This window comes from Rhodococcus koreensis (genome assembly GCF_017068375.1).
GTDB classification, from domain to species: Bacteria; Actinomycetota; Actinomycetes; order Mycobacteriales; family Mycobacteriaceae; genus Rhodococcus_F; species Rhodococcus_F koreensis.
Window position 1 is genome coordinate 5,675,660 of the sequence record NZ_CP070609.1, and the last position, 24,135, is coordinate 5,699,794.

The window sequence follows — 24,135 nt, forward strand, 5'->3', positions numbered from 1 at the left end:
GCTTCCTTCGCAGTCGAAGTGGATGAAATTCTCAGTCGAGCTTGGAGGTGGGTCCGATTCCCAGCATCGAGAGCAGCATCCTGCACTCGTCGGCATCTTCGGCGTATGCAGCGACAACACGCTGCGCCTGGCGAGCGGTCTCGTCGGCTAGGGGTTCGAGATCCTCGTCCGCGATGTCGTTTTCGGCGGTCGTCTTCGCGGCCATCTTTGTCCTCTCGGGCTTGCTGCTGCGTCACGCGCAGTAGTTCGTATCGGCGACTCTATGAGAACCGGGCATGTCAACGCTAGTTGCCCATCGATTAGGGTTCATCTAGTTAGGGTCCGCTTACTTTGTGGTGGGTGGGGAAGCGTCGGCGTTGGGAGTTACGCGCGTGAAGACTGGTGGCACCGCAATTCTGCGTCGCACCCTGGTGCGGAATCGGGGACGGCTGGGCATCGGCACCGTACTCGTCTGCTTGCATCAGGTAGCCGAGACGCTGGTCCCGATCTCGATCGGTGTGATCGTCGACCGGGCCGTCGCGACCGGCGACGTGTTCGCGCTCACGGTGTGGCTGTGCGCCCTCGCACTGCTGTTCCTGGTGCTCACCGCGGCCTGGCGCTACGGTGCGCGTTTCATCGTCGTGGCGATGCAGAACGAGGCCCACCAGCTGCGGATGGAGGTCGCGCACCGCATCCTCGACCCGCGGGGGGTGCGCACCGAGCTGCGCGCCGGTGAGCTGCTGTCCGTGTCGACGTCGGACGCCGACCGCGCGGCCTGGATCGCGGACATCACCCCGCGCGCCGCCGCGGCCCTCACCGCGGCGATCGGATCCGCGATCGCCCTGCTGCTGATCGACGTGCCCCTCGGCCTCGCCGTCCTGATCGGCACCCCCGTCATCCTCGGACTTCTCCAACTCGCGGCACCGCTGATCACCCGCCGCGCCACCGACCAGCAGGCGGCGGTCGCGCGGGCGTCCGCGATGGCCACCGACCTCGTGAGCGGGCTCCGCCCCCTGCGCGGGATCGGCGCCGAGGTGTCGGCGTCGCGCCGGTACCGGGCGGCCAGCCGCGACGCACTCGGCGCCACCCTGCACACGGCGAAGAGTTCCGCCGTGTTCGCCGGGGTGTCGATGACCGTCAGCGCACTCCTCGCCGTCGGGGTCGCGGGTTTCGCGGGCTGGTTCGCGCTCGAGGGCCGCATCACTATCGGCGAACTGATCACCGTCGTCGGACTGTCCCAGTTCTTCATCGAACCGCTCGGCGTTCTCGCCGGCCTGCCCGGGTTCCTCGCCCTCGCCCGCGCGTCGGCGGACCGCCTCGCACTCGTACTGGACGCGGAACCCCTGCTGCCCGCCGGGTCGGGCCGGACACTCGACGGCAGCGAACTCAGCCTCACCGGCGTGTCCTACCGGTCCCTGAGCGGACTGGACCTCCGGGTCACCCCCGGCGAACTGCTCGGCGTCGTCGCGTACCGCCCCCAGGACGCGGAGGCGCTGGCCGCGCTGCTGTCCGGGCAGGTTCCGCCCGACCGCTACGACGGCGAACTGACGGTGGGCGGGGTCCGGCTGTCGGACGCGGATCTTTCGCACGCCCGCCGGACGCTGCTCGTCGAACCGCACAACGGCGACCTGTTCTCCGGAACCGTCGCCTCGAACGTGACCGCGGGCAGGCCCGGCGCGACGGCGTCCGAGGTACACGCGGCGCTGTCCGCGTCCGCGGCGGTCGACGTCGTCGAAGCGCACCCCGAGGGGCTCGACCACGAGGTCGCCGACCGCGGGTCCTCGCTGTCCGGTGGTCAACGACAGCGCGTCGCCCTGGCACGCGCACTCGTGGCGCAGTCGCCGGTGATGGTGCTGCACGATCCGACGACGGCGGTGGACGCCGTCACCGAACACACGATCGCGGGCGGAATCGCGGACCTCCGGCATCGCGGCTCCCCGGATCGCCAGACCACGATCCTCATCACGAGCAGCCCCGCGCTGCTGTCCGTCACCGACCGCGTCGTCGTGCTCGACGACGGAACGGTGGCCGGTGAGGGCACCCACTCGCAACTGGCCACCGAGAACGCGAACTACAGTCAGGCGGTCCTGCGATGAGTGAACTGCTTCCCATCGCGAACGCGCGCGACACGTGGGCGTGGCTGAGGTACGAGCTGGGACAGCGCCGCGGCCGGAGCGTCTTCACGCTGCTGGTGGCGGCTGTCGCGGCCGGCATGGCGCTGGTCCCCGTCTACGTCTTCGGCGTCCTCGTCGACCGCGTCCAGGACGGTGCGCCGCCGTCCACCGTCGGCTGGGTGGTCGCGGTGATCGCGTCCGCCGCGGTGATCGGCGGACTGTGCGCCGGGTTCGCGTCGTACCTGATCCGCAGTCTCGGCGAGGGAATCCTGGCGGACCTGCGCGAGCGGACCGTCGACCGGGCGCTCCGGCTGCCGATCCAGACGATCGAACGGGTCGGCAAGGGCGACCTGCTGTCGCGCGTCGGCGACGACGTCGCGGTGATCGGCAAGGCCGTCACCGACGTGGTCCCCAATCTCGTCACGGCGGTCCTGCTGGTGGTGCTGAGCATGGTCACGATGCTCGGCATCGACTGGCGGCTCGGGCTCGCGGGCATGGTGGCGCTGCCGATGTACGCGCTGGCGATGCGCTGGTACCTGCCGCGGTCGGCGCCGGTGTACGCCGCCGAACGCGTCGCGATGGGGGAGCGTTCGCAGGCCCTGATCAGCAGCATGCAGGGTGCCCGGACGGTGCGCGCCTACGGCCTGGAAAACAGCCACCTGGGTCAGATCAACGGCGCGTCGGAGAAGGCCCGCGACCTGTCCGTCGGCGTCTTCGCACTGTTCACCCGGTTCGCGGGACGCGGCAACCGGGCCGAGTTCGTGGGGCTGGCCACCATCCTCGCCGCCGGATTCGCCCTGGTGAACGCGGACATCGTGACAGTCGGCCAGACCACGACCGCGGCGCTGCTCTTCCACCGGTTGTTCAATCCGATCGGCATGCTGATGTACACGTTCGACGAGGTGCAGTCTGCCGGTGCGAGCCTGGCGCGGCTCGTCGGCGTCGTCGACCTCGACGACGAATCCTCCGCCGGGACCGCCGCCGCCGGGGAGAACACGGACGCGACGCTCGAACTCGACGGCGTCCGCCACACCTACGACGGCAGCCACGAAGTGGTGCACGGCATCAGCCTGCACGTGAAGTCGGGTGAACGTGTCGCCCTCGTCGGCTCGACCGGGGCGGGCAAGACGACGGTCGCGGCGATCGCGGCCGGGTCGATCGTCCCGACGGCCGGTTCGGTGCGGATCGGCGGAACCGCGCTGGCGGACCTCGAGCCGGGTGGCCTCCGTCGCCGGGTCGCGATCGTCAGCCAGGAAGTCCACGTGTTCGCCGGACCGCTGATCGACGACCTGCGGCTCGCGGCACCCGACGCGTCCGAGGAGGACGCGGCGATGGCATTGAAGGCCGTCGGCGCCGACGGCTGGGTGACCGCTCTGGACGACGGGGTCCACACCGTGGTCGGGGAGGGCGGACACGAGTTGACCGCCGCCCAGGCGCAGCAGCTGGCCCTGGCGCGACTCGTCCTCGCGAACCCGGCGGTCGCGATCCTGGACGAGGCGACGGCCGAAGCGGGCAGCGCGGGTGCCCGGGAACTCGAGGCGTCGGCGGAGGCCGCGACCCGCGGTCGCACGACGCTGGTGGTCGCCCACCGGCTGACGCAGGCGGCTGCCGCAGACCGGGTCGTCGTCCTGGAACACGGCCGGATCGTCGAGGAAGGTCCGCACACCCGGCTCGTCGAGGCCGGCGGACGCTACGCCGAGCTGTGGTCGGCGTGGGAGGGGCGGTAGGGCGTTCCGCCCCGTGCGCCTTTCTGGTAGCACCCACTACCAGAAAGGCGCACGGGCGTCAGCTGAGGTAGCCGCCGCCGTGGGGGAAGAAGTCGGTCCCGGCGAGTTCGGTGCCGTCGTCGAGGCGGACGCGCTGGATCTTCAGGCCCTTGTTCTGTCCGGTGCGGGCGTCGGGTCCGGCGACGATGACCATTCCGTCGCCTTCGTGGATGAAGACACGCCCGGGCGTTCCACCGTAATTTCCCTCGGATACGGCGGCCTTCAGAACCCGGACACGCTGACCCTTGAAATGGGTGAAGGCGTTCGGGTACGGGTCGGACTGCGCGCGGACGAGGCGTTCGATGGCGTCGGCGGGCCACGTCCAGTCGATGAGGCTGTCCTCGGGGGCACGCTTGTGGAAGAACGTGGCCTGCGAGCGGTCCTGCGGCGTCCAGTCCGTGCGACCGGACTCGATCAGTGCGAGCGCGTCGAGCGTGATCGGGCCGATCATGTCGACGGTGCGGTGGAACAGATCGGTGACGGTGTCCGTCGGCCCGACCCGCGTCGACCTCTGCAAAACGATGTCGCCGGCGTCGAGTTCCTCGTCCATCAGGTGCGCGGTGAGGCCGACTTCTTCCTCGCCGTTGATGAGCGCCCAGATGAGCGGGGAGAATCCTGTGTACTTGGGCAGGAGCGAATCGTGAATGTTGAGGGTGCCGTAGCGGGGAGAGTCGAAGACGTCCCGCGGCAGCCACGTGCGCCAGTTGTTGGCGACGACGATGTCCGGGTCGGCCTGCTTCAGGGCGGCCTTGAAGTTTTCGTCCGGCTTGGTGGCGATGTGCACGGGCACCCCGTGCTCGGTGGCCAGGTCGGCGACGGAGTCCGCCCACATCTGTTCGTAGACGTGATCGCTCTTGGGGTGGGTGATCGCGAGGACGACCTCATGGTCGGACTGGAGCAGGGCCTGCAGGGTACGGTGACCCCAGGTTTGATATCCGAGTGTGGCGACTCTCAACGCGGTCCTCCTGGACGAGCTTGTCGGTCAGCGCCGCTTTTGAGCGGCGGCGAAGCCAGCTTAGGCTATCCAATCTAGTTCGGTGAGACCGCCCAGGGAAGGAAGGCAAGATGACGATCGCCACGATCAACGGGATCCCCCTGAATTACCAGGTCAAGGGATCCGGCGATTTAGTGGTGCTCATCATGGGAACCGGAAGCCCGGGGCGGGTGTGGGATCTGCATCAGACCCCCGCGCTCGTCGACGCCGGCTACCGCGTCTGCACGTTCGACAACCGGGGCATCGCGCCGTCCGGTGAGAGCGTCGATGGGATCACCATGGACGACCTCGTCGCGGACACCGCGGGACTGATCGAGCACCTCGGTGGCGGACCGGCCCGTGTCGTCGGCACCTCGATGGGCGCCCGTGTCGCGCAGGAACTGGCACTGTCCCGCCCTGATCTCGTGCTCAAGGCGGCCTTCCTCGCCGGCCACGCCCGCATGGACTACTTCCAGCAGACCCTCACCGAGGGCGAGCGCGCCCTCCACGACAGCGGGGTCGAACTCCCCGCCAAGTACCGGGCCGCGGTGACCGCCGTGATGAACCTGTCGCCCGCGTCGCTCGTCGACCCGCACACGGCCCGCGACTGGCTCGACCTGTTCGAGTTCAGCGGCGGCCGGACGTCGGACGGTGTGCGCGCGCAGATGGAGATGGACCGCAGCTTCGACCGCAGGCAGGCCTACCGGGCGATCACCGCGCCGTGCCTGTCCGTCGGTTTCGCCGACGACAGGATGATTCCGCCGTACCTCTCGCGTGAGGTCGCCGAGGCGATCCCGTCGGCCCGGTACTACGAGATCCCCGACGTGGGGCACTACGGCTACCTCGAACAGCCCGAAGTGGTGAACAAGGTACTGCTCGAGTTCCTCGCCAACTGACCGGTGGCTGCCGCCACCGTTGTGAGTAGGGTGGATCTTCGAGTGGCTGGGGGGCGATCACGGTGACGGCGAGGACCTGATGGCGTTGGGCATTCCGCGCCTCGGGGTGGGCATCGTCCGGTACGACGTCGTGAACGGCACCTTGTGGTGGGACGAGAAGGCCGCCGCCATCTTCGGGGACGACGGTTCCCTGCCGCCGCTCGAATTGTGGCGGGAGCGCGTCCATTCCGAGGACATCGGCACGGTGCGCCGGATGTTCGAAGACACGGCCGGCTCGGTCGGCGCGGAATGCGTGTTCCGTATCGTGCTGACGGATCGGTCGACCCGGTACATCCTCACCCGCAGCATCGACGTCACCACCGATGCGTCCGGGGATCCCGTCGAGTTGACGGGGGTCGTCATCGAACTCGGACACGTCGCCGGCCGGGACGCCCAGCTCGCGTCTCTGCTCGACCGGGTGGGCCTGGGGTTCTTGGCGCTCGACGAGGACCTTCGGATCATCTACGTCAACTCCGTCTGCCTGCGGCACGTACGACGGTCGCGGGAGGAGTTGCTCGGCCGCGTCGTCACCGAGGTTCTCCCCGAAACGCAGGGCAGCTACTTCGACGCACTGTGCCGCAAGGTTCTCGCCACCGGGACTCAGCAGCAGACCCGGGTGGATTCGTTGTATCGGCCCGGGGCGACGATCGAGGTGACCGCCGCGGCCGACGCCGGCGCGCTGGTCGTGCATTTCCGGGATGTCACCGCGGAAGTCACCGCCCAGAAGCAGGCGGAGGAGGCGCATGCGCTGCTTCTGCACGAGGCCACGCACGACAGTCTCACCGGGCTGCTCAATCGCGCCGCCATCACGGAGCATCTGCAGCGCTTGTTCGAGCCCGGCGTGGGTCCGGCGGTCGCGTTGTTCCTCGACGTGGACGGGTTCAAGGAAGTCAACGACACCCGGGGCCATCGCGTCGGCGATTCCATCCTGCAGGCGGTGTCCGAGCATCTGCGGCACGCGATGCGGACGCCGTCCGCGGTGGGCAGACTCGGCGGCGACGAGTTCGTCGCGATCCTTCCGGACATCGACGAACTGGACGCCGACGACGTGGTCGACCGGATGCTCGCCTCGATCATGACGCCGATCGACGTCGGCGACGAACTGCTCGTCGTGACGATCAGTGTGGGGATGGCGCGCAGTACGTCGGCTCGCACGGTCGACGAGTTGCTCCATCACGCCGATATCGCCCTCTACGCCGCCAAGCGCCGGGGCGGGAACACCGCGGTCTGGCACGAATAGGTTTGCCGGGCGGCTGCGGTTGCTGGACGGCTGCCCCCGGAAACCGGCATCGCCCGGGCCTCCCGAGTGAACGAACGCACGGTATGTTTATGGGGCAAAACCCGACGTAGTGACCGCTTTGGCGCGGGGAATTCTGTTGGCAGTGCGGGGGACACGCGGCCGGGGAGATTGAACCGAAACTGCCGCCGTGATAACCATCGCCTGTGAACTTGCTGGCAACCGGCTTGTTGCTGGTGGGTAGCCTAACCTAAACTTCCTCGGGTGCCCGTCGTTGGACGGGCGCTCTCGACGGACGATCGGATCACCCATGTCTCCGGACCACTCGGCGGCTGCTCGCCTTCAGCATCTTTCGGCTGAGAGCGCTTCTTCCTCGATGGGCGCCAGTTCGACGCCTGTCGCGTTGCCGGTGACGGCCGCGCAGTCCGAGGTGTGGGTCGGGCAGCAGCTGAACCCGCGCAGCCCGGTCTACAACCTCTCGCTCGTCGTGGAGGTCGCGGGCCCGATCGATCTGGACCGGACGGTCGCGGCGATTCGGAAGACCGTCGCACGGGCCGACGCCCTGCACGTGCGCTTCGAGCGCGGTGAAGGCAACGAATTGCTCCAGGTGCCGACAGCGCCCGGCGAGTGGACCCTGAGCGTCGTCGACCTGCGCCGCGAAGAGGATCCCGAAGCGAGTGCGCGCGCGTGGATGGACCGCGACATGGAGACGGTCGTCGACATCGAGGGCGACGAACCGCTGTTCCGACACGCCCTGCTGCGCACCGGAGACGAGTCGGTGATCTGGTACCAGCGCTACCACCACAGCCTCATCGACGGGTACGGCATCACCCTGCTCGTGGCGGACGTCGTCCATCGATACGACCATCCGGAACTCGAGACGTCCACGGCGCCGTGGCCGCTCGACTCCCTCGTGGCGTCCGATCGCGACTACCGCGCCTCGGAGCGTTTCGAATCCGACCGCGACTTCTGGATCCGGCAGGTCGTCGACGCGCCGGAACCGCCCCGCCTGCTCCCGCAGGTCGTCGACCACTCCGGGACGCCGATCTCCGCCCTCGTCGAGATCGACGGGGACGACGCCGACGCGCTCTACGCCTTCGCCTCCGATGCCGGGATCCGGCGCACCCGGCTGCCGCTCGCCGCGGTCGTGGCATACATCCACCGGCTCACCGGCCGCCGCGACCTCACGTTGTCGCTGCCGATGACGGCGCGGGTCGGGCGCGAACTGCGCCGCATCCCGGGGATGTGCTCGACGATCCTGCCGCTCCGGGTGCAGGTGGATCCCGAGATGACGGTGGGTGAGCTCGCCACCCGCATCGACACGACGCTGATCTCGGTGCTGCGGCACGGGCGTTACCGCGGTGAGGACCTCGCCCGCGAACTGCGGTCGATCGACCCGGACCGCCAGATCTTCGGTCCCGGAATCAATTCCATGATGTTCGAGCATTCGCTGACGTTCGGCGGATTCCCGGCGTGGGTGCGCGGTTCGGCGACCGGACCGGTCCGCGACCTCGACTTCTCGATCCGCGGTGGGCAGGATTCGGAGCCCATCCAGATCGACCTCCGGGCCCCGGCCGGTCTCGGGGCCGAACTCGAGGAACACCACCGTCGGCTCGAGCACTTCGTCGGGCAGATCGTCGCCGACCCGGCGCAGCCCATCGCGTCGCTCGATCCGATGACCGCGGCCGAGCGCCGGCAGTTGCTGGTGGAGTTCAACGACACCGCGTCCCCGCAGGAATCCGTGACGGTCCCCGAACTGTTCCACGCCCAGGTGGCGCGGACGCCTGATGCCGAGGCCCTGATCGCCGGCGACGTCCGGCTCACCTACCGGGAGCTCGGGGAGCGGGTGGCGCAGCTGTCCCACCACCTCCTGGACCGCGGTGTCGGGTCGGAAACTGTTGTGGCGATCGGCCTTCCGCGCTCCACGGAAATGGTGATCGGACTGCTCGCCGTCATGTGCTCGGGTGGGGCGTTCGTGCCCCTGGACCCGTCGTGGCCGGAGGACCGCCGGACGTCGGTGCTCGCCGACGCCGGGGCCGCCCTCGTTCTCACCGGCCCCGGCGGGGTCACCGACGCGGGGGAGCGGGCCGTGCCCGTCGACCTCGTGGCGTGGGCGCACGCCGGGCAGCCGACCGAACCGCCCGCCGTGACCGTGCAGGGTGCGCGGCTGGCGTACGTCATCTTCACGTCGGGTTCGACGGGCAGGCCCAAGGGGGCCATGATCCGGCACGAGGCCGTCTGCGCGCGACTGCTGTGGCAGCGCGACGAGATCCTGGGATTCGGGCCTTCGGACGCGTCGCTGTTCAAGGCGCCGCTGTCTTTCGACATCTCCGTGAACGAGATCCTGCTGCCGCTGGTGGCGGGTGCCAGGCTGGTGGTGGCCGAGCCCGGCGGGGAACGGGACCCGCAGTATCTCCTGGACCTGATCGCGCGCGAGTCGGTGACGTTCGTCTACCTCGTGTCGTCGATGCTGGACGTGCTGCTCGACCTGTCCCGGGGCACGGACCGGATGTCGGCGCTGAAGCACGTGTGGTGCGGCGGTGAGGTTCTCACACCCCGGCTGTTCGAGAGGTTCCGAGCGCAACTGGCCATCACGATGTACCACGGCTACGGTCCGGCGGAGGCGACGATCGGGGTATCGCACGTGATCTACCGGGAGGACGCCGCGCGGATAGCGACGTCGATCGGGCGCCCGAACCCCAACACCCAGCTGTACGTGCTGGACGACCACCTGAACCCGGTGCCGCTCGGCACCGGCGGTGAACTGTACGCAGGCGGATTCCTCCTCGGGCGCGGCTATGTGGACGCACCGGAGCTGACGGCGTCCCGCTTCGTCGCCAACCCGTTCGCGGACGACGGTTCCCGGCTGTATCGGACCGGCGACCTCGCCCGGTGGGCGCCGGACGGCACCCTCGACTTCCTCGGCCGCGCCGACAACCAGGTGAAGATCCGGGGCATGCGGCTCGAACTCGAGGACGTCGAGGCGGGCATCGTGTCGCATCCCGCCGTCCGGCACAGCGCCGTCGTCGTGCGGCAAACACCGTCGGGTGCACGGTATCTCGCGGCCTACGTCGTGGCGAAGCAGGATTCGGTGCCGGACGTCGCGGAACTGCGGGTCTGGGCGTCGTCGAAGCTGCCGGAGTATATGGTGCCGTCGGCGTTCGTCGTCCTCGATCGGTTCCCGCTCACCCCCAACGGAAAATTGGACCGGCGGGCGCTGCCCGAGCCGGACCTCGGCGCGGCAGGCGAGAACGTCGCGCCCCGCACCGCCGCCGAGAAAACCCTGTGTGCGCTGATGGCCGGTGTCCTCGGGGTGGAATCGGTGGGCGTCACCGACGACTTCTTCGCGTTGGGCGGCGACAGCATCGTCGCGATCCAGCTGGTCAACCATGCTCGGCGGGAAGGGCTTTCGATCAGCCCACGGGAGATCTTCCAGCTCCGCACCGCCGAGGCGCTCGCCCGGGTCCAGGACGGCCGGACCGCGGCCGCCGTGGACTCCGACGACGTCGCCGTCGGTGACGTCCGCAGCACCCCGATCGTCGCGCGCACCGCCGAGAGGGGCGGCGAGATCGCCGCGTTCCACCAGTCGGTGCTGGTGCAGACTCCGGCGGCCCTCGACGAACCTGCCGCGAGGGCGGCTCTGGCGGCGGTGCTCGAGCGGCACGACGCCCTGCGCGCGACGCTGGTCCGTGGTAGCGGAAGCGGCCTCCGCCGCGGGGGTAACCGCTGGACACTCTCCGTGCCCGAACCGTCCCCGGCGGCGGTCGACGGAATCCTCCGGGTCGTCGAATTCGACGGCAGCGCCGAGCAACTCGACAGCGAGACCAGGGCGGCCGTCGCACGGCTCGACCCGGACGCGGGCACGATGCTGCAGGCCGTCCTCTTCTCCGCCGCCGAGGGGTCCGGCCGGTTGCTGCTGATCGGGCACCACCTCGTGGTCGACGGGGTGTCCTGGCGCATCATCCTCGAAGACCTCGCCCGCGCGGGCACCGCCGCGGCGGCCGGGGGCGTCCCCGAACTGCCTCCGGTCGGGACGTCGCTGCGCCGCTGGTCCGAATTGCTGGACGAGCACGCGAAGTCGGGCGCGTTCGACCACGAACTGCCGTTCTGGGCGGACGTCGCGGCCACTGCAGACCCGCTCCTCGGATCGCGTGCGCTCGATCCGGCCCTCGACCTCGCCGGTGACGCCGACACCCTCACGGTGACATTGTCTCCGGAGTTCACCGGGCCGCTGCTCTCCACCGTGCCCGCAGCGTTCCACGGCCACGTCAACGACGCGCTCCTCACCGGTTTCGCGGTGGCGCTGCAGAGGTGGCGGGACGGCGAACCCGGCCCCCTGCTCCTCGACGTCGAAGGGCACGGACGCGAGGAAGACCTCGTGCGCCGCACCGACGGACCCGCCCTCGACCTCTCCCGGACCGTCGGCTGGTTCACCACCGTCTACCCGGTGGTGCTCGACCCCGGTGCGGCCGCGGACGAGGCGGGCATCGCCGACGCACTGAAGGCGGTGAAGGACCAGTTGCGCCGCATCCCGGGTGCCGGGTTCGGTTACGGCGCCCTGCGCTACCTCGGCGTGCCGAAACCGGAACTCGGGCAGGCGCCGACACCCCAGGTGCTGTTCAACTACCTCGGACGGGTGACGTCCGCCGACGGCGCCGATTGGCTGCCGCGGGCGATGGGCGGCGCCGAAGACCCACGGACGCCGCTCGGACATGCCCTCGCGTTCGACGTGATCGCCGAGGACGGCGCCGACGGTCCGGTGCTGCGTACGACGCTGACGTGGGCTCCCGGTGTGCTCACCCGCGACGCCGTCCGGGCCCTCGCCGACGAGTGGACCGCGGTGCTGCGGGTGCTCGCCGGGGTCGATGGCCTCGGCGGTCACACGCCTTCGGACTTCCCGCTCGTCTCGCTGGCCCAGTCGGATGTGGACGCGCTGGCGGGGGCGGCCGACGTGCTGCCGCTGACACCGCTGCAGGAGGGCATCTACTTCCAGTCGGCTTTCGAGGACACCGGCACGGACCCCTACGTGGTGCAGCAGGTGATCGAACTGACCGGGCCCGTCGACGCCGCGGCGCTGCACCGCGGACTGCAGGCGGTCGTCGACCGGCACGCGGCCCTGCGCGTCGGTGTGCGGGCGGTGTCGGACGGCCGGGTGGTCCAGGTGGTCTGCGACGACGTCCGGGTGCCGATGGAGGTACTCGATCTCACCGGCGTCGCGGATCCGGCGCCGCGCGTGGAAGAGGTGCTGGCGGCGGACCGGGCGCGGGGCTTCGACTTCGCCCGCGGACCCCTGCTGCGCTACACGCTCGCGCGGGTGGAACCCGGGGCGAGCGAAGCGACGGGGGATGTGCCGCAGAAGTTTCTTCTGCTGCAGTCGATTCACCACATCGTCGCCGACGGGTGGTCGGTGCCGGTGATGTTGCGGGAGCTGATGGCGCTGTACAGCGTCGAGGGGACGCCGCAGGCGCTGCCGATGCCGACGCCCTACCGGAACTACCTCGAATGGCTGGGGACGCGGGACCGTCAGGCGTCGCTCGCGGTGTGGCGGGAGGCGCTCGCAGACGCTCCCGAGCCGGTGGAACTCCCGACGTCCACGACGAAGGGGGAGTCCGGGATCCGCAGTGTCCGGGTGGCGCTGCCGTCGGAAGACACCGCCGCCCTCACCGCGGTGGGCCGGGCCCGCGGACTGACGCTCAGCACGCTGGTGCACGGCACGTGGGGCCTGGTCCTCGGCCGCCTCACCGGCCGCGAGGACGTGCTGTTCGGTTCGACGGTGTCGGGCCGCGGCGGCGACCTGCCCGGCATCGAGACCATGGTCGGCCTGTTCATCAACACCGTTCCCACCCGGCTGCGGTACCGGGCCACCGACACGGTGGCCGGGACCCTCGCCCGGTGGCAGCACGAGCAGTCGACGCTGCTCGACCACCAGTACCTCGGACTGGCCGAGCTGCGCCGGGAAGCGGGACTGCAGAACCTGTTCGAGACGCTGGTCGTGTTCGAGAACTATCCGCTCGGCGACGGCGCGGTCGCGGATCCCACGGGTGCGGTGCAGTTGACCGGCATCCGTTTCGACGAGCATCCGCCGTACGCGATGACGCTGATCGTGGTGCCCGGTGACGCGCTGACGCTCGAGCTGAAGTACGACGCCGCCCGCGTCGATGCGGCGACCGCCACCCGGTTCGCGGAGTCGACGATCGCCTATCTCGCCGAGCTGACCCGGGACGTCGACCAGACCGTGTCCGCCGTCCCGCTGGCGTCGCGGGAGCCGATCGCGGCCGCACTGCGCGACGTCGACGTGGAGTTCCCCGACACGACGGTGACGGCCCTGCTCGAGGAGCAGGCCGAGCGCACACCGGACGCGGTCGCCGTCGTGTTCGAGGACGACCACCTCACGTACGCGGAACTGCACGCGCGCGCCAACCGCCTCGCCCGGCTGCTCGTCGAGCGTGGGGTGGCGCCCGAGTCGAAGGTCGCAGTGGCACTGCCGCGTTCGCTGGATCTGATGGTGGCGCTGCTCGCGGTCGGGAAGGCGGGCGGCGCGTACGTTCCGCTCGACACCGGGTACCCCGCGGACCGGCTGACGTACATGCTGGCCGACGCGCAGCCGGTGTGCGTGCTCACGGACGGCACCGTGGCGTTTGCCGGGTCCGGCGTCCCGGAGGTCTGGGTGTCCGACGCCGACCGGTACTCGCCCGAGCCGCTGACCGGTGTCCCGCTCGCACCGCGGCACCCGGCCTACGTGATCTACACGTCGGGCTCGACGGGACGGCCCAAGGGGGTCGTCGTGCCGCACGCCGGCATCGTCAACCGCCTGCTGTGGGTTCAGCGGTTCCGCCCGATCACCTCTTCGGACAACGTGTTCCAGAAGACACCGTCCAGCTTCGACGTGTCGGTGCTGGAATTCTTCGGACCACTCCTCGCCGGGGCGACGCTCGTGCTGGCCCGGCCGGACGGTCACAAGGATCCGGCGTACCTCGCCGACGTCATCGTGCGGCAGTCGATCACGCGCGTGCACTTCGTGCCCTCGATGCTCGAGGTGTTCCTCGCCGAGCCGGCCGCCGCCCGGTGCACCGGTCTGCGGATCATCTCGTGCAGCGGTGAGGCGCTGCCCGTGGCGTCCGCGCGGCGCGTCGCCGAACTCCTGCCCGGGGTGGAACTCGACAACCTCTACGGTCCCACCGAGGCGTCGGTCGACGTCAGCTATGCCGCGTCCGTTCAAGGAATCGACGCGGCCGCGCCGTCCGTGCCGATCGGTCTGCCGACGTCCAACACCGGACTCTACGTGCTCGACCGGTACCTGCAGCCCGTGCCCGCGGGCGCCGCCGGTGAGCTCTATCTGTCCGGGCCGCAGCTGGCCCGCGGCTACCTGGGCAGGCCCGGGTTGAGCGCGGAGCGCTTCGTCGCCGACCCGTTCTCCCGCGCCGGGACCCGCATGTACCGGACCGGTGACGTCGCACGGGTCGACGCGGACGGTGCCGTCGAGTACCTCGGCCGGATCGACGATCAGGTGAAGCTTCGCGGCTTCCGGATCGAACTGGGCGAGATCGAAGCCCAGATGGCCGCCTGCCCCGGCGTGCGGCAGGCCGCCGCCGTCGTGCGCTCGGACCGGCCCGGTCGGCAACAGCTGGTCGGGTACGTCGTCGGGGACGCCGATCTCGACGACGTCCGTGCGCGCCTGGCCTCGGCGCTGCCGGAGTTCATGGTGCCCGTCGCGTTCGTGAACGTGGCGGAATTCCCGCTCGGCCCCAGCGGCAAGCTGAACCGCAAAGCCCTTCCCGCACCGGACTTCTCCGCGCACATGACTTCGGCGCAGGCGAGCTCCGGGCCGGTCGTGGCGAGCGGCTCAGCGGCTGTGCTCGCCGCCCACTACGCCGAGGTTCTCGGTCTCGGGACCGTCGGCGTGGACGACGACTTCTTCGCTCTCGGCGGAGACAGCATCCTCGCCATCCGCCTGGTGAATCTCGCTCGCCGGGAGGGGATCACCGTCACCCCACGGCAGATTTTCGAAGAACGGACGCCGGCCGCGCTCGCGCGACTGGTCGCGGCCACGGCCGTCCCGCAGACGCCGCGGGTGGAGGAGTCGGGCATCGGCGTTCTGCCGCCGCTGCCCGTCGTCCACCGGCTGTCCGAGTGGAGTGGCAGCAAGAACCGCTTCAACCAGGCAGTTCTGCTGCACACACCGGCCGGTACCACCGGTGCCGTCCTCACGTCGGCCCTGAATTCGGTGATCGCTCACCACGACGGCCTGCGGCAGACGCTCACCCGGCACGCACCGGGCGTGTGGTCGCTCGAGATCGCCGCCACCGCCGAGGTGACATTGCGCCGCGTCGACGTCACCGGACTCGACGCCGACGCGCTGCGCGAGACGGTGGCAGGCGAATCCGACGCCGCCACCGACCGGTTGAACCCCGACGACGGCACCATGCTGTCGGCGGTGTGGTTCGACGCCGGCCCGCAGGAACTGGGCAGGCTGCTGCTCGTCGCGCACCACCTGGTGATCGACGGGGTGTCGTGGCGGACCCTGATCGAGGACCTCGCCATGGCGTGGGTGGCCGCCGACAGCGGCGAGAACGCGGCACTCGACCCGGTGCCCACGTCGCTGCGCGGATTCGCCCGCATCGTTACCGAGCAGGCGCAGGAACCGGCCCGCCTGGCCGAACTCGACCACTGGCTGCGGGTCACCGAACCCGGCGCCGACCTGGTGCCCGGCACCGACGGGCATGCCGTCGTGAGCAGCGGCGCCCGGCGGACGGTCCGCCTGGACCGGCAACTGACGACGGCCCTGCTGACCACCGTGCCCGCCGTCGTCGGCGCGGACGTCACCGACGTGCTGCTCGCGGCGCTGCGACTGTCGGCCGACCGTTGGCTCGCCGAGCGCGGACGCGAGAACGACCTGCTGGTCGACCTCGAGCGGCACGGGCGCGAAGAACTCGCCGAAGGCGTTGATCTCTCCCGCACGGTCGGCTGGCTCACTAACGTCACCCCCGTCCGGTTGCGCAGCCGGACGGGCGCATTCGACACGCTCAAGGACGTCAAGGAACAGTTGCGCGGCGCGCCCGACGGCGGCATCGGCTACGGCATGCTGCGGTACGTCAACGCGCGCACCGCCGGTCTCCTCGCGGCACGGTCCGAATCGCAGGTGCTGTTCAACTACCTGGGCCGCATGCCGCACGTCGCGCCCGGGCCCTGGACTCCCGCGGTCGAATCCGTTTTCCTGGCAACCGATCCCGACGCCGACCTCGGCGGTCCGTACCGGCTGGTGATCAACGCGCTGTGCGAGGAATCCGCAGAGGGCACCGAACTGCAGGCCGTGTTCGCCTGGTCGGACGCCGACCTGAGCGAGGTCGACACCGTCGCGTTGAGCGACGGCTGGGTGGCCGCCCTTCGTGAACTCGCCGACGCCGCCGCAGCACACGACGGACCGGCGATGCTCACGCCGTCCGACCTGCCGCTCGTGACGCTGACGCAGGACGAGATCGACCGGATCGTCCAGACGAGCCCGAGCGGGGTCGACACGGTGCTGCCGCTGTCGCCACTGCAGGAGGGCCTGTACTTCCAGGCCGGGTTCGACTCCGGCACCGACATCTACACGGCACAGTTCTCCCTCGACTTCGAGCACCGCCTCGACACCGATCGGCTCGCCGCCGCGCTGCGGACCCTGCAGCGCCGCAACCCCACGCTGCGAGCGGGATTCGTCAGCGCGGGCCTGCCCGCGCCGGTGCAGTTCTTCGGCACCGGACTGGACGTGCCCGTCGCCGAGTTCGACCTGCGCGAACTCGACGAGACCGAACGCGACTCCTACGCCGCACAATTGACGGCGCAGGACCGGCTGACACCGTTCGACCTGACCGCCCCGCCGCTGTGGCGGGCAATGGTGTTGCGACTCGGTGATTCCCACGACCGACTGGTGATCAACCGGCAGTTCCTGCTGTGGGACGGATGGTCCAACGGTCTCGTCGTCAGCCAGCTGCTCGCCCTGTACGAATCGGGCGGCGACGACACCGGGTTCGCCGCCCCGGAAGGGTCCTTCGAGGACTACCTGCAGTGGCTGGCCACCCGGGACGCGGACGCCGCACAGTCGGCGTGGACCGACGCCCTCGCCGGGCTCGACGAGCCGACACTGCTCGCCGCGACGATCACCGGGGAGCCGGAGCCACCGCAGCGCCGGGACGCGGTGCTGTCCGAGGACCTGAGCGAACGGCTCCGGGCCGGTGCCCGCGGCGCCGGTGTCACGTTCAACGCGGTGCTGAACGCCGCGCTGGCGGTCGTACTCGGCATCGAGACGGGACGCCGCGACCTCGTGTTCGGCACCACCGTGGCCGGACGGCCACCGGAGGTCCCGGGCATCGACGCGGTGACGGGCATGTTCCTCAACACCGTCCCCGTCCGGACGACACTGCGCGCCGACGAGACCGTCGCCGACCTGCTGCGGCGAATCCAGTCCGAGCGGTTGGCGCTGACCCCGTACGACTACCTCGGGCTCGCCTCCATCCAGCGGGTCTCCGAGCACCGGCAACTGTTCGACGTGCTCTACGTGCTGCAGAACTTCGTGGACGAGAAGCAGGTGTCGGCGCTCAACGCGGCGCACGACATCAGCGGTGGCGACAGCATCGACCACACGCACTACCCGGTCACGGTCGTCGTGACACCCGGCGTGAGCGTGAAGGTGAAGTTCGAGTTCCACCCGGAGAAGATCTCGGAGTCGCGGGTCGAACGCATGCTGTCGCGGTACGTGACCGTGCTCGAGGAGTGGTCCACGGACCTGTCGGGCATGGTCGGCGGAATCGCCGGTGCCGCAACACCCGTGCCGATCCAGCCGAAAGCCCTGCCCGACGCGACCATCGCCGACCTGTTCGCCGACGCGGCGCTCGTCCGTCCCGACGAGACGGCCCTCGTGTTCGGGGACCGCGCCGTGAGCTACGCCGAACTCGACGCCGACGTGAACCGGATGGCCCGGCTGCTGCTGGGCCGCGGCGCGGGACCGGAACGGATCGTCGCGCTCGCACTGCCGCGGACGGTGGAGATGGTGGTGGCGCTGTTCGCCGTCCTGCGCACCGGATCCGCGTACCTGCCGCTCGAACTGGACCATCCGGCCGAGCGCCTCGTCGCGATGCTCGACGACGCCCGGCCGACGGTCATGGTCACCACGTCGGACGTCGCCGGGACGCTCGCCGCGGCCACCGTCGACACGCTGGCCGTCGACACCCTCGACTTCGGCGCGGTCGCGTCCGCACCGCTGTCGGAGGCCGAACTCGGCGGTTTCGCGCCCGGAACCCCGGGGCGCCTGGACCATCCGGCGTACGTCATCTACACGTCCGGGTCCACGGGCAAGCCGAAGGGCGTCGTCACCCCGTACCGCGGACTGACCAACATGCAGTTCAACCATCGCGAGGCGATCTTCGAACCGGTCGTCGCCGCGGCGGGCGGTCGGCGACTGCGGATCGCGCACACCGTGTCGTTCGCGTTCGACATGTCGTGGGAGGAACTGCTGTGGCTGGTCGAAGGACACGAGGTCCACATCTGCGACGAGAACCTGCGGCGTGACGCGGAGGCGCTCGTCGCCTACTGCGACACCCACGAAATCGACGTCGTCAACGTGACACCGACGTACGCGCAGCACCTGATCGAGGAGGGTCTGCTCGACGACGGTCCGGGGCGGCACCGGCCGCCGCTCGTACTCCTCGGCGGCGAGGCGGTGCCGGATTCGGTGTGGAACCGGTTGCGCGACACGGACGGAACGTGCGGGTACAACCTGTACGGTCCCACCGAGTACACCATCAACACGCTCGGTGCCGGCACCGCCGACAGCGCGACGCCCACCGTCGGCACACCGATCTGGAACACGTCCGCCTATGTGCTGGACGCCTGGTTGCGTCCGGTTCCGGACGGCGTTCCCGGTGAGCTGTACATCTCCGGGGTGGGGTTGGCCCGCGGCTACCTCGACCGGTTCGCGTTGACGGCGGAGCGTTTCGTCGCCGACCCGTTCCGTCAATCCGTACGTATGTATCGGACGGGTGACCTCGTGCGCCGGCGTGACGACGGGAACCTCGACTTCCTGGGCCGCACGGACGATCAGGTGAAGATCCGCGGTCACCGGGTGGAACTCGGCGAAATCGCCTCGGCGCTCGAAGCGCTGGACGGCGTGCGCCAGGCGGCGGTCGTCGTCGACTCGGGGCCGGGCGGGTTCAAGCGGCTCGTCGGCTACGCCGTACCCGTGAGTACTTATCAACCGCCGGACGTTAACAAGTACTCACAGGCGCTGCGCGCAACGTTGCCGGACTACATGGTGCCCGCCGCGGTCATCGAGGTCGACAGGCTGCCGATGACGGTCAACGGCAAACTCGACGTCAAGGCGCTGCCGTCCGCGGACGACGTGCTCGGCCGGAGCGGCGGTGCGCGCACCGAACCCCGCACCGACACCGAACGGGTGCTGTCCGAATTGTTCGGCGAGATCCTCGGCGTTCCCGCCCCCGGGGTCGACGACGACTTCTTCGACCTCGGCGGTCACTCGCTGCTCGCCACCAGGCTGATCAGCCGGGCACGGGCCGCGCTCGACACCGACCTCACCATGCGCGACCTGTTCGAGGCGCCGACGGTGGCCGAACTCGCCACCCGGATCGGCGACGACACCGCGTCGACGCGTCCGGTGCTGGCGGCCAGGCCACGGCCCGAGCATCTGCCGCTCTCCGCTGCGCAGCAACGCCTCTGGCTCCTGCAGCAGATGGAAGGGGCGTCGGTTCAGGATGGGGCGGGCCCCGCCGTCGCCTACAACTTCCCGATCGTCCTGCGACTGCGGGACGCACTCGACCCGGAGGTGTTCGAGCAGGCGCTGACCGACGTGGTGTCGCGGCACGAGTCGCTGCGCACCGTGTTCGGGGAGCACGACGGGGAACCCGTGCAGGTGATCCTGGACGACGTCCGCCCCGACGTCGCGGTCGTGGACGGCACCGGGGCCGATCTGGTCCGGCTCGTCACCGAGACCGTCGGCCGGCCGTTCGACCTGGCCACCGAGATCCCGGTGCGCGCGAGCCTCATCCGGGTCGGCGACGAGCAGGTGCTGGCGATCGTGCTGCACCACATCGCAACCGACGAGTGGTCGGACCGGCCGTTCCTGCGGGACCTGATGACGGCGTACGCCGCTCGCGCGCAGGGTTCGGCACCGGGCTGGGAGCCGCTCGACGTCCAGTACGCCGATTACACGCTGTGGCAGCGCGACGTCCTGGGTGACCCGCAGGAGAAGTCCAGCCTCGTCAGCCGTCAACTCGACTACTGGGCGAAGACCCTCGACGGGGCGCCGGAGGAGTTGGTGCTCCCCGCCGACCGCACCCGGCCGGCGCGGCCCAGCTTCGCGGGCGGCGCCATCGAGGCGACGCTCGACGCCGCGACGACGCGGGCGCTCCGTTCGCTCGCGCGGACGTCGGGGACCAGCATGTTCATGGTGCTGCACGCGGCGTCGGCGGCGTTGCTGCACCGTCTCGGCGCGGGCGACGATCTGCCGATCGGGGCACCGGTCGCCGGCCGCAGCGAACAGGGCCTCGACGACCTGATCGGGTTCTTCGTCAACACCGTGGTGCTGCGGACGGACGTGTCGGGCAACCCCACGTTCGACCAGCTGCTGGCCCGGGTCCGCGACACCGACCTGGCGGCCTTCTCGCACTCGGACGTTCCGTTCGAAACCGTTGTGGAGAAGGTGAATCCGGCGCGGACGCTGGCCCGGAACCCGCTGTTCCAGGTGATGGTCGGCTACCACAGCCGGACGTCCGATTCGGCGCAGGCCGCCGGATCGGCCCTCACCCCGGTGGTGTTCGAGGAACGCACGGCCAAGTTCGACCTGGTGTTCAACTTCACCGAGTACCTCGACGACGACCGGGTCGAACTGCGCCTCGAATACGGTTCGGACCTGTTCGACAAGGCCACCGCGGAGAAGATCGCGCGCAGGCAGGTCGAGGTGCTCGGCGCCGTCGCGTCCGACTCGGGGCGCGCCATCGGCGACCTCGACGTGTTCCTCGGCGACGAACGTGAACTGGTGGTGCACGGGTTCAACGACACCGCACAGCCGGTGGCGGAGGAGACGTTCTACGAGGCGTTCGCGCGCCACGTCGCCGCGACCCCCGACGCTGTGGCCGTCGTCGACGCCGCGGGCGAGGTGACGTATGCGGAGCTGAGTGCCCGCGCCGACCGGATCGCCGCGCTGCTGCATCGCCGCGGCGTCTCGGCCGAAGACGTTGTGGGTCTCGCGGTCCCGAGGTCTTCGCAGATGGTGGCGGTCGTGCTCGGGGTGCTGAAGCTCGGGGCGGCGTACCTGCCGCTCGACCTGAACCACCCGTCCGACCGCATCTCCTACATGCTCGCCGACTCCGCGGCGCGGGTGCTGGCGACCACGGTGGGGGAGAGCCCGCGCATCGCGGAGGCCGACGGCCTCGTTCGCGTTCTGCTCGACGACGAGTCCGTCGTCACGGAGCTCGAGGCCGGGTTCGACGGACCGGTGCCGCAGCCCCCGCGGGGCCTGAACCATGCCGCGTACGTCATCTACACGTCGGGCTCCACCGGTAAACCCAAGGGCGCGATCCTCACTCACGACGGGATCTCCAGCCTCGTCGCCACCGCCGAACAGCGGATGAAACTCGTCCCGGGCTCGGTGGTGATGCAGTTCGCGTCGATCGGATTCGACGTGGCGGTCTTCGAGTTGTCGATGGCGCTCTGCACGGGCTCCCGTGTGGTGATCGTGCCCGACGAGTCCCGCGTCGCCGGACCGGAACTCACCGATTTCATGGCCGCGCATTCCGTGACGCACGCGATCATTCCGCCGTCCCTGCTGGCGGCGCTGCCGTCCGGATGCGACGTCCCCGAGGGATGTACCGTGCTGGTGGGCACGGAGACCGTGCCGCCGGAACTGATCGGACGGTGGGCGGAGCGGCTCAACCTGCTGGCCGCCTACGGTCTCACCGAGGCCACCGTCAACAACACGTTGTGGCAGGCGGAGCCCGGGTGGAACTCCGCTGTGCCGATCGGCATCCCGGACCCCAACGAACAGGCGTACGTCCTCGACGACCGCCTGCAGCCGGTGCCGCCGGGGGTGGCGGGCGAGTTGTACATCGCCGGCCGCGGACTGGCGCGCGGATATCTCGGCAGGCCCGACCTCACGTCGGTCCGGTTCGTGCCCAGCCCCTTCGGCGACGCGGGCACCCGCATGTACCGGACCGGTGACCGGGCGCGCTGGCGGGCCGACGGCAACATCGACTTCCTCGGACGCGTCGACGACCAGGTGAAGATCCGTGGGTTCCGCATCGAACTCGGCGAGATCATCGCGGCCCTCGGAAGCCATCCGGCCGTGAAGCAGTCGGCGGTCGTCGCCGATCGGTCCGGCGACATCGTCCGCCTCGTCGGCTACGTCACCCCGGCCGACGGGCACGGGGCCGGGCAGATCGATCCGCAAGCAGTGCGGGAACACGCCGCCGCGCGCTTGCCCGACTACATGGTGCCGACTCTCGTGGTCGTGCTGGACGGCGAACTTCCGTTGACCCCCAACGGGAAACTCGACCGCAAGGCGCTGCCGCTGCCGGACTGGTCGGCCCTGACCGGGGACGGCACTCCGCAGACGCCGGAGCAGAAGGAGATCGCCGCAGCGTTCGCCGAGATCCTGCACCTGCCGTCGGTCGGCATCCACGACAACTTCTTCGACCTCGGTGGTAACTCCATGGCGTCGATGCGGCTGGTGGGCCGGATCCGTGGGCGGTTCGCCGTCGACATCGGCATCCGGGACGTGTTCGACAGTTCCACGGTGGCCGAACTCTCCGCGATCGTCGCGGCGGCCGCGTCCACCGGCAGGCCGGTGCTGACGGCGTCGGACCCCCGGCCCGAGACGCTTCCGCTGTCCGGGCCGCAACGCAGGTTCTGGAAGCAGTTCCGGGCGGCGGGCGCCGACGCCCGCGCCAGTCACGCACTGTCGCTGCAGCTTCGCGACACCGTCGACCCCGAGATCCTGGCGCAGGCTCTCGACGACGTCACGACGCGGCACGAACCGCTGCGCACCGTGTACGTCGAGGTCGGGGACACCGTGTTCGCCCAGGAGGCGGTGCGGCCCGCCCTCGAACTCGTCGACGTCGACGACGGGGACGTGCACCGCACGGTCTTCGAGTTGGCGCAGGCACCCCTCGACCTCACCGAGCACGCACCGCTGCGGGTGCATCTGGTGACCGGTGCGGACGGCACCCAGGCGCTGCTCCTCGCGATGCACTACATCGCCGTCGATGAATGGTCCGTGGTGCCGTTGCTCGGTGACCTGATGGGCGCATACGCCGCCCGCTCACACGGCGGCGAACCCGAATGGGACCCGCTGCCCGTCGGATACGCCGACTACGTGGTGTGGTCGCAGGCACTCGCCGGCGATCCCGGGGACCCGGACAGCCGCCGGTCCCGTCAGCTCGCGTACTGGCGCGAGACGCTGGACGGGATGCCGTCCCGGCTCGAACTTCCCGCCCCGGGCATTCGCGGACCGCGGACGGCGGAGATCGTGCCCGTCGAGATCGACGCGGAACTGCACAGCGCGGTCACGAAGTTCGCGAGCGACACGGGCACCAGCCTGTTCATGGTGTTGCAGGCGGCGCTCGCGACCGTGCTGACCCGGCACGGCGCCGGCACGGACATCCCGCTGGGGTCGCTCGTCGCGGGACGCACCGAGGAGACGCTGGACGCGCTCGTCGGCTGCTTCTTCAATATCGTTCTGCTGCGAACGGATACGAGTGGTGATCCCGATCCCGTGGAGTTGCTGCAGCGTATCCGCGCTGGAAATCTCGACGCGCTGGACAACCAGGACGTGGCCTTCGCCGACGTGGTGGAGGCGCTCGGCGACACGCCGGTGCTTCGTCCGCAGGTCATGATCGTTCATCACGAGCAGGCCAGGCTCGGTCACCTCGACGCGCTGGGCGGCTTCATGCCGGTGCCGGTGGGTGTGCCGGATTCGGATCTGACGCTGAGCTTCTACGAGCCGATCGGCGGCGGACCCGTCCACGCATATTTCTCTTTCTCCTCGGATGTGCTGGATGCCGAGGAGGTCCGTGGCTGGGCGTCGGAGTTGTCGGCGCTGGTCACCGCATGGGCGCAAGGCGTCCGATGATCAAGAGTGATCTAG

At 70.0% G+C, this 24,135-nt stretch carries 7 protein-coding genes; 5 read left to right on the forward strand and 2 right to left on the reverse strand.

From position 1 onward, the window contains the following. Positions 1–31: 31 nt before the first annotated feature. Positions 32–205, reverse strand: coding sequence for a hypothetical protein (locus JWS14_RS26065; protein ID WP_005262874.1), 174 nt, complete (start codon positions 203–205; stop codon positions 32–34). A gap of 166 nt (positions 206–371) precedes the next feature. Between JWS14_RS26065 and JWS14_RS26070 the strand changes: the two genes are divergently transcribed. Together JWS14_RS26070 and JWS14_RS26075 are read left to right on the forward strand one after the other, a co-directional pair. After that, a complete protein-coding gene (locus JWS14_RS26070; RefSeq protein ID WP_095863243.1) occupies positions 372–2,075 on the forward strand; it encodes an ABC transporter ATP-binding protein in 1,704 nt (567 codons plus the stop codon). Beyond that, on the forward strand, positions 2,072–3,820 hold the full coding sequence (locus tag JWS14_RS26075; RefSeq protein WP_095863244.1) for an ABC transporter ATP-binding protein: 1,749 nt from the start codon (positions 2,072–2,074) through the stop codon (positions 3,818–3,820). The genes JWS14_RS26070 and JWS14_RS26075 overlap by 4 nt, the downstream gene beginning before the upstream one ends. Positions 3,821–3,878: 58 nt before the next feature. Here JWS14_RS26075 and JWS14_RS26080 read toward each other — a convergent pair whose 3' ends face one another. Beyond that, positions 3,879–4,814 (reverse strand): methionyl-tRNA formyltransferase, encoded by a 936-nt coding sequence (locus JWS14_RS26080; RefSeq protein ID WP_072947926.1) that lies wholly within the window; start codon positions 4,812–4,814, stop codon positions 3,879–3,881. Between the two features lie 110 nt (positions 4,815–4,924). On the opposite strand from JWS14_RS26080, the gene JWS14_RS26085 reads away from it, so the two are divergent. The 3 genes from JWS14_RS26085 to JWS14_RS26095 all read left to right on the forward strand — a co-directional run bounded on the left by JWS14_RS26085 (position 4,925) and on the right by JWS14_RS26095 (position 24,120). Then, complete coding sequence (locus JWS14_RS26085) at positions 4,925–5,728, forward strand: alpha/beta fold hydrolase (protein WP_015888572.1); 804 nt, start codon at positions 4,925–4,927, stop codon at positions 5,726–5,728. A 79-nt stretch (positions 5,729–5,807) separates the two neighbouring features. Continuing rightward, complete coding sequence (locus tag JWS14_RS26090; protein ID WP_095863245.1) at positions 5,808–7,007, forward strand: sensor domain-containing diguanylate cyclase; 1,200 nt, start codon at positions 5,808–5,810, stop codon at positions 7,005–7,007. A 307-nt stretch (positions 7,008–7,314) separates the two neighbouring features. Further along, positions 7,315–24,120 (forward strand): non-ribosomal peptide synthetase, encoded by a 16,806-nt coding sequence (locus JWS14_RS26095; protein WP_095863246.1) that lies wholly within the window; start codon positions 7,315–7,317, stop codon positions 24,118–24,120. The last annotated feature ends 15 nt before the right edge of the window (positions 24,121–24,135 follow it).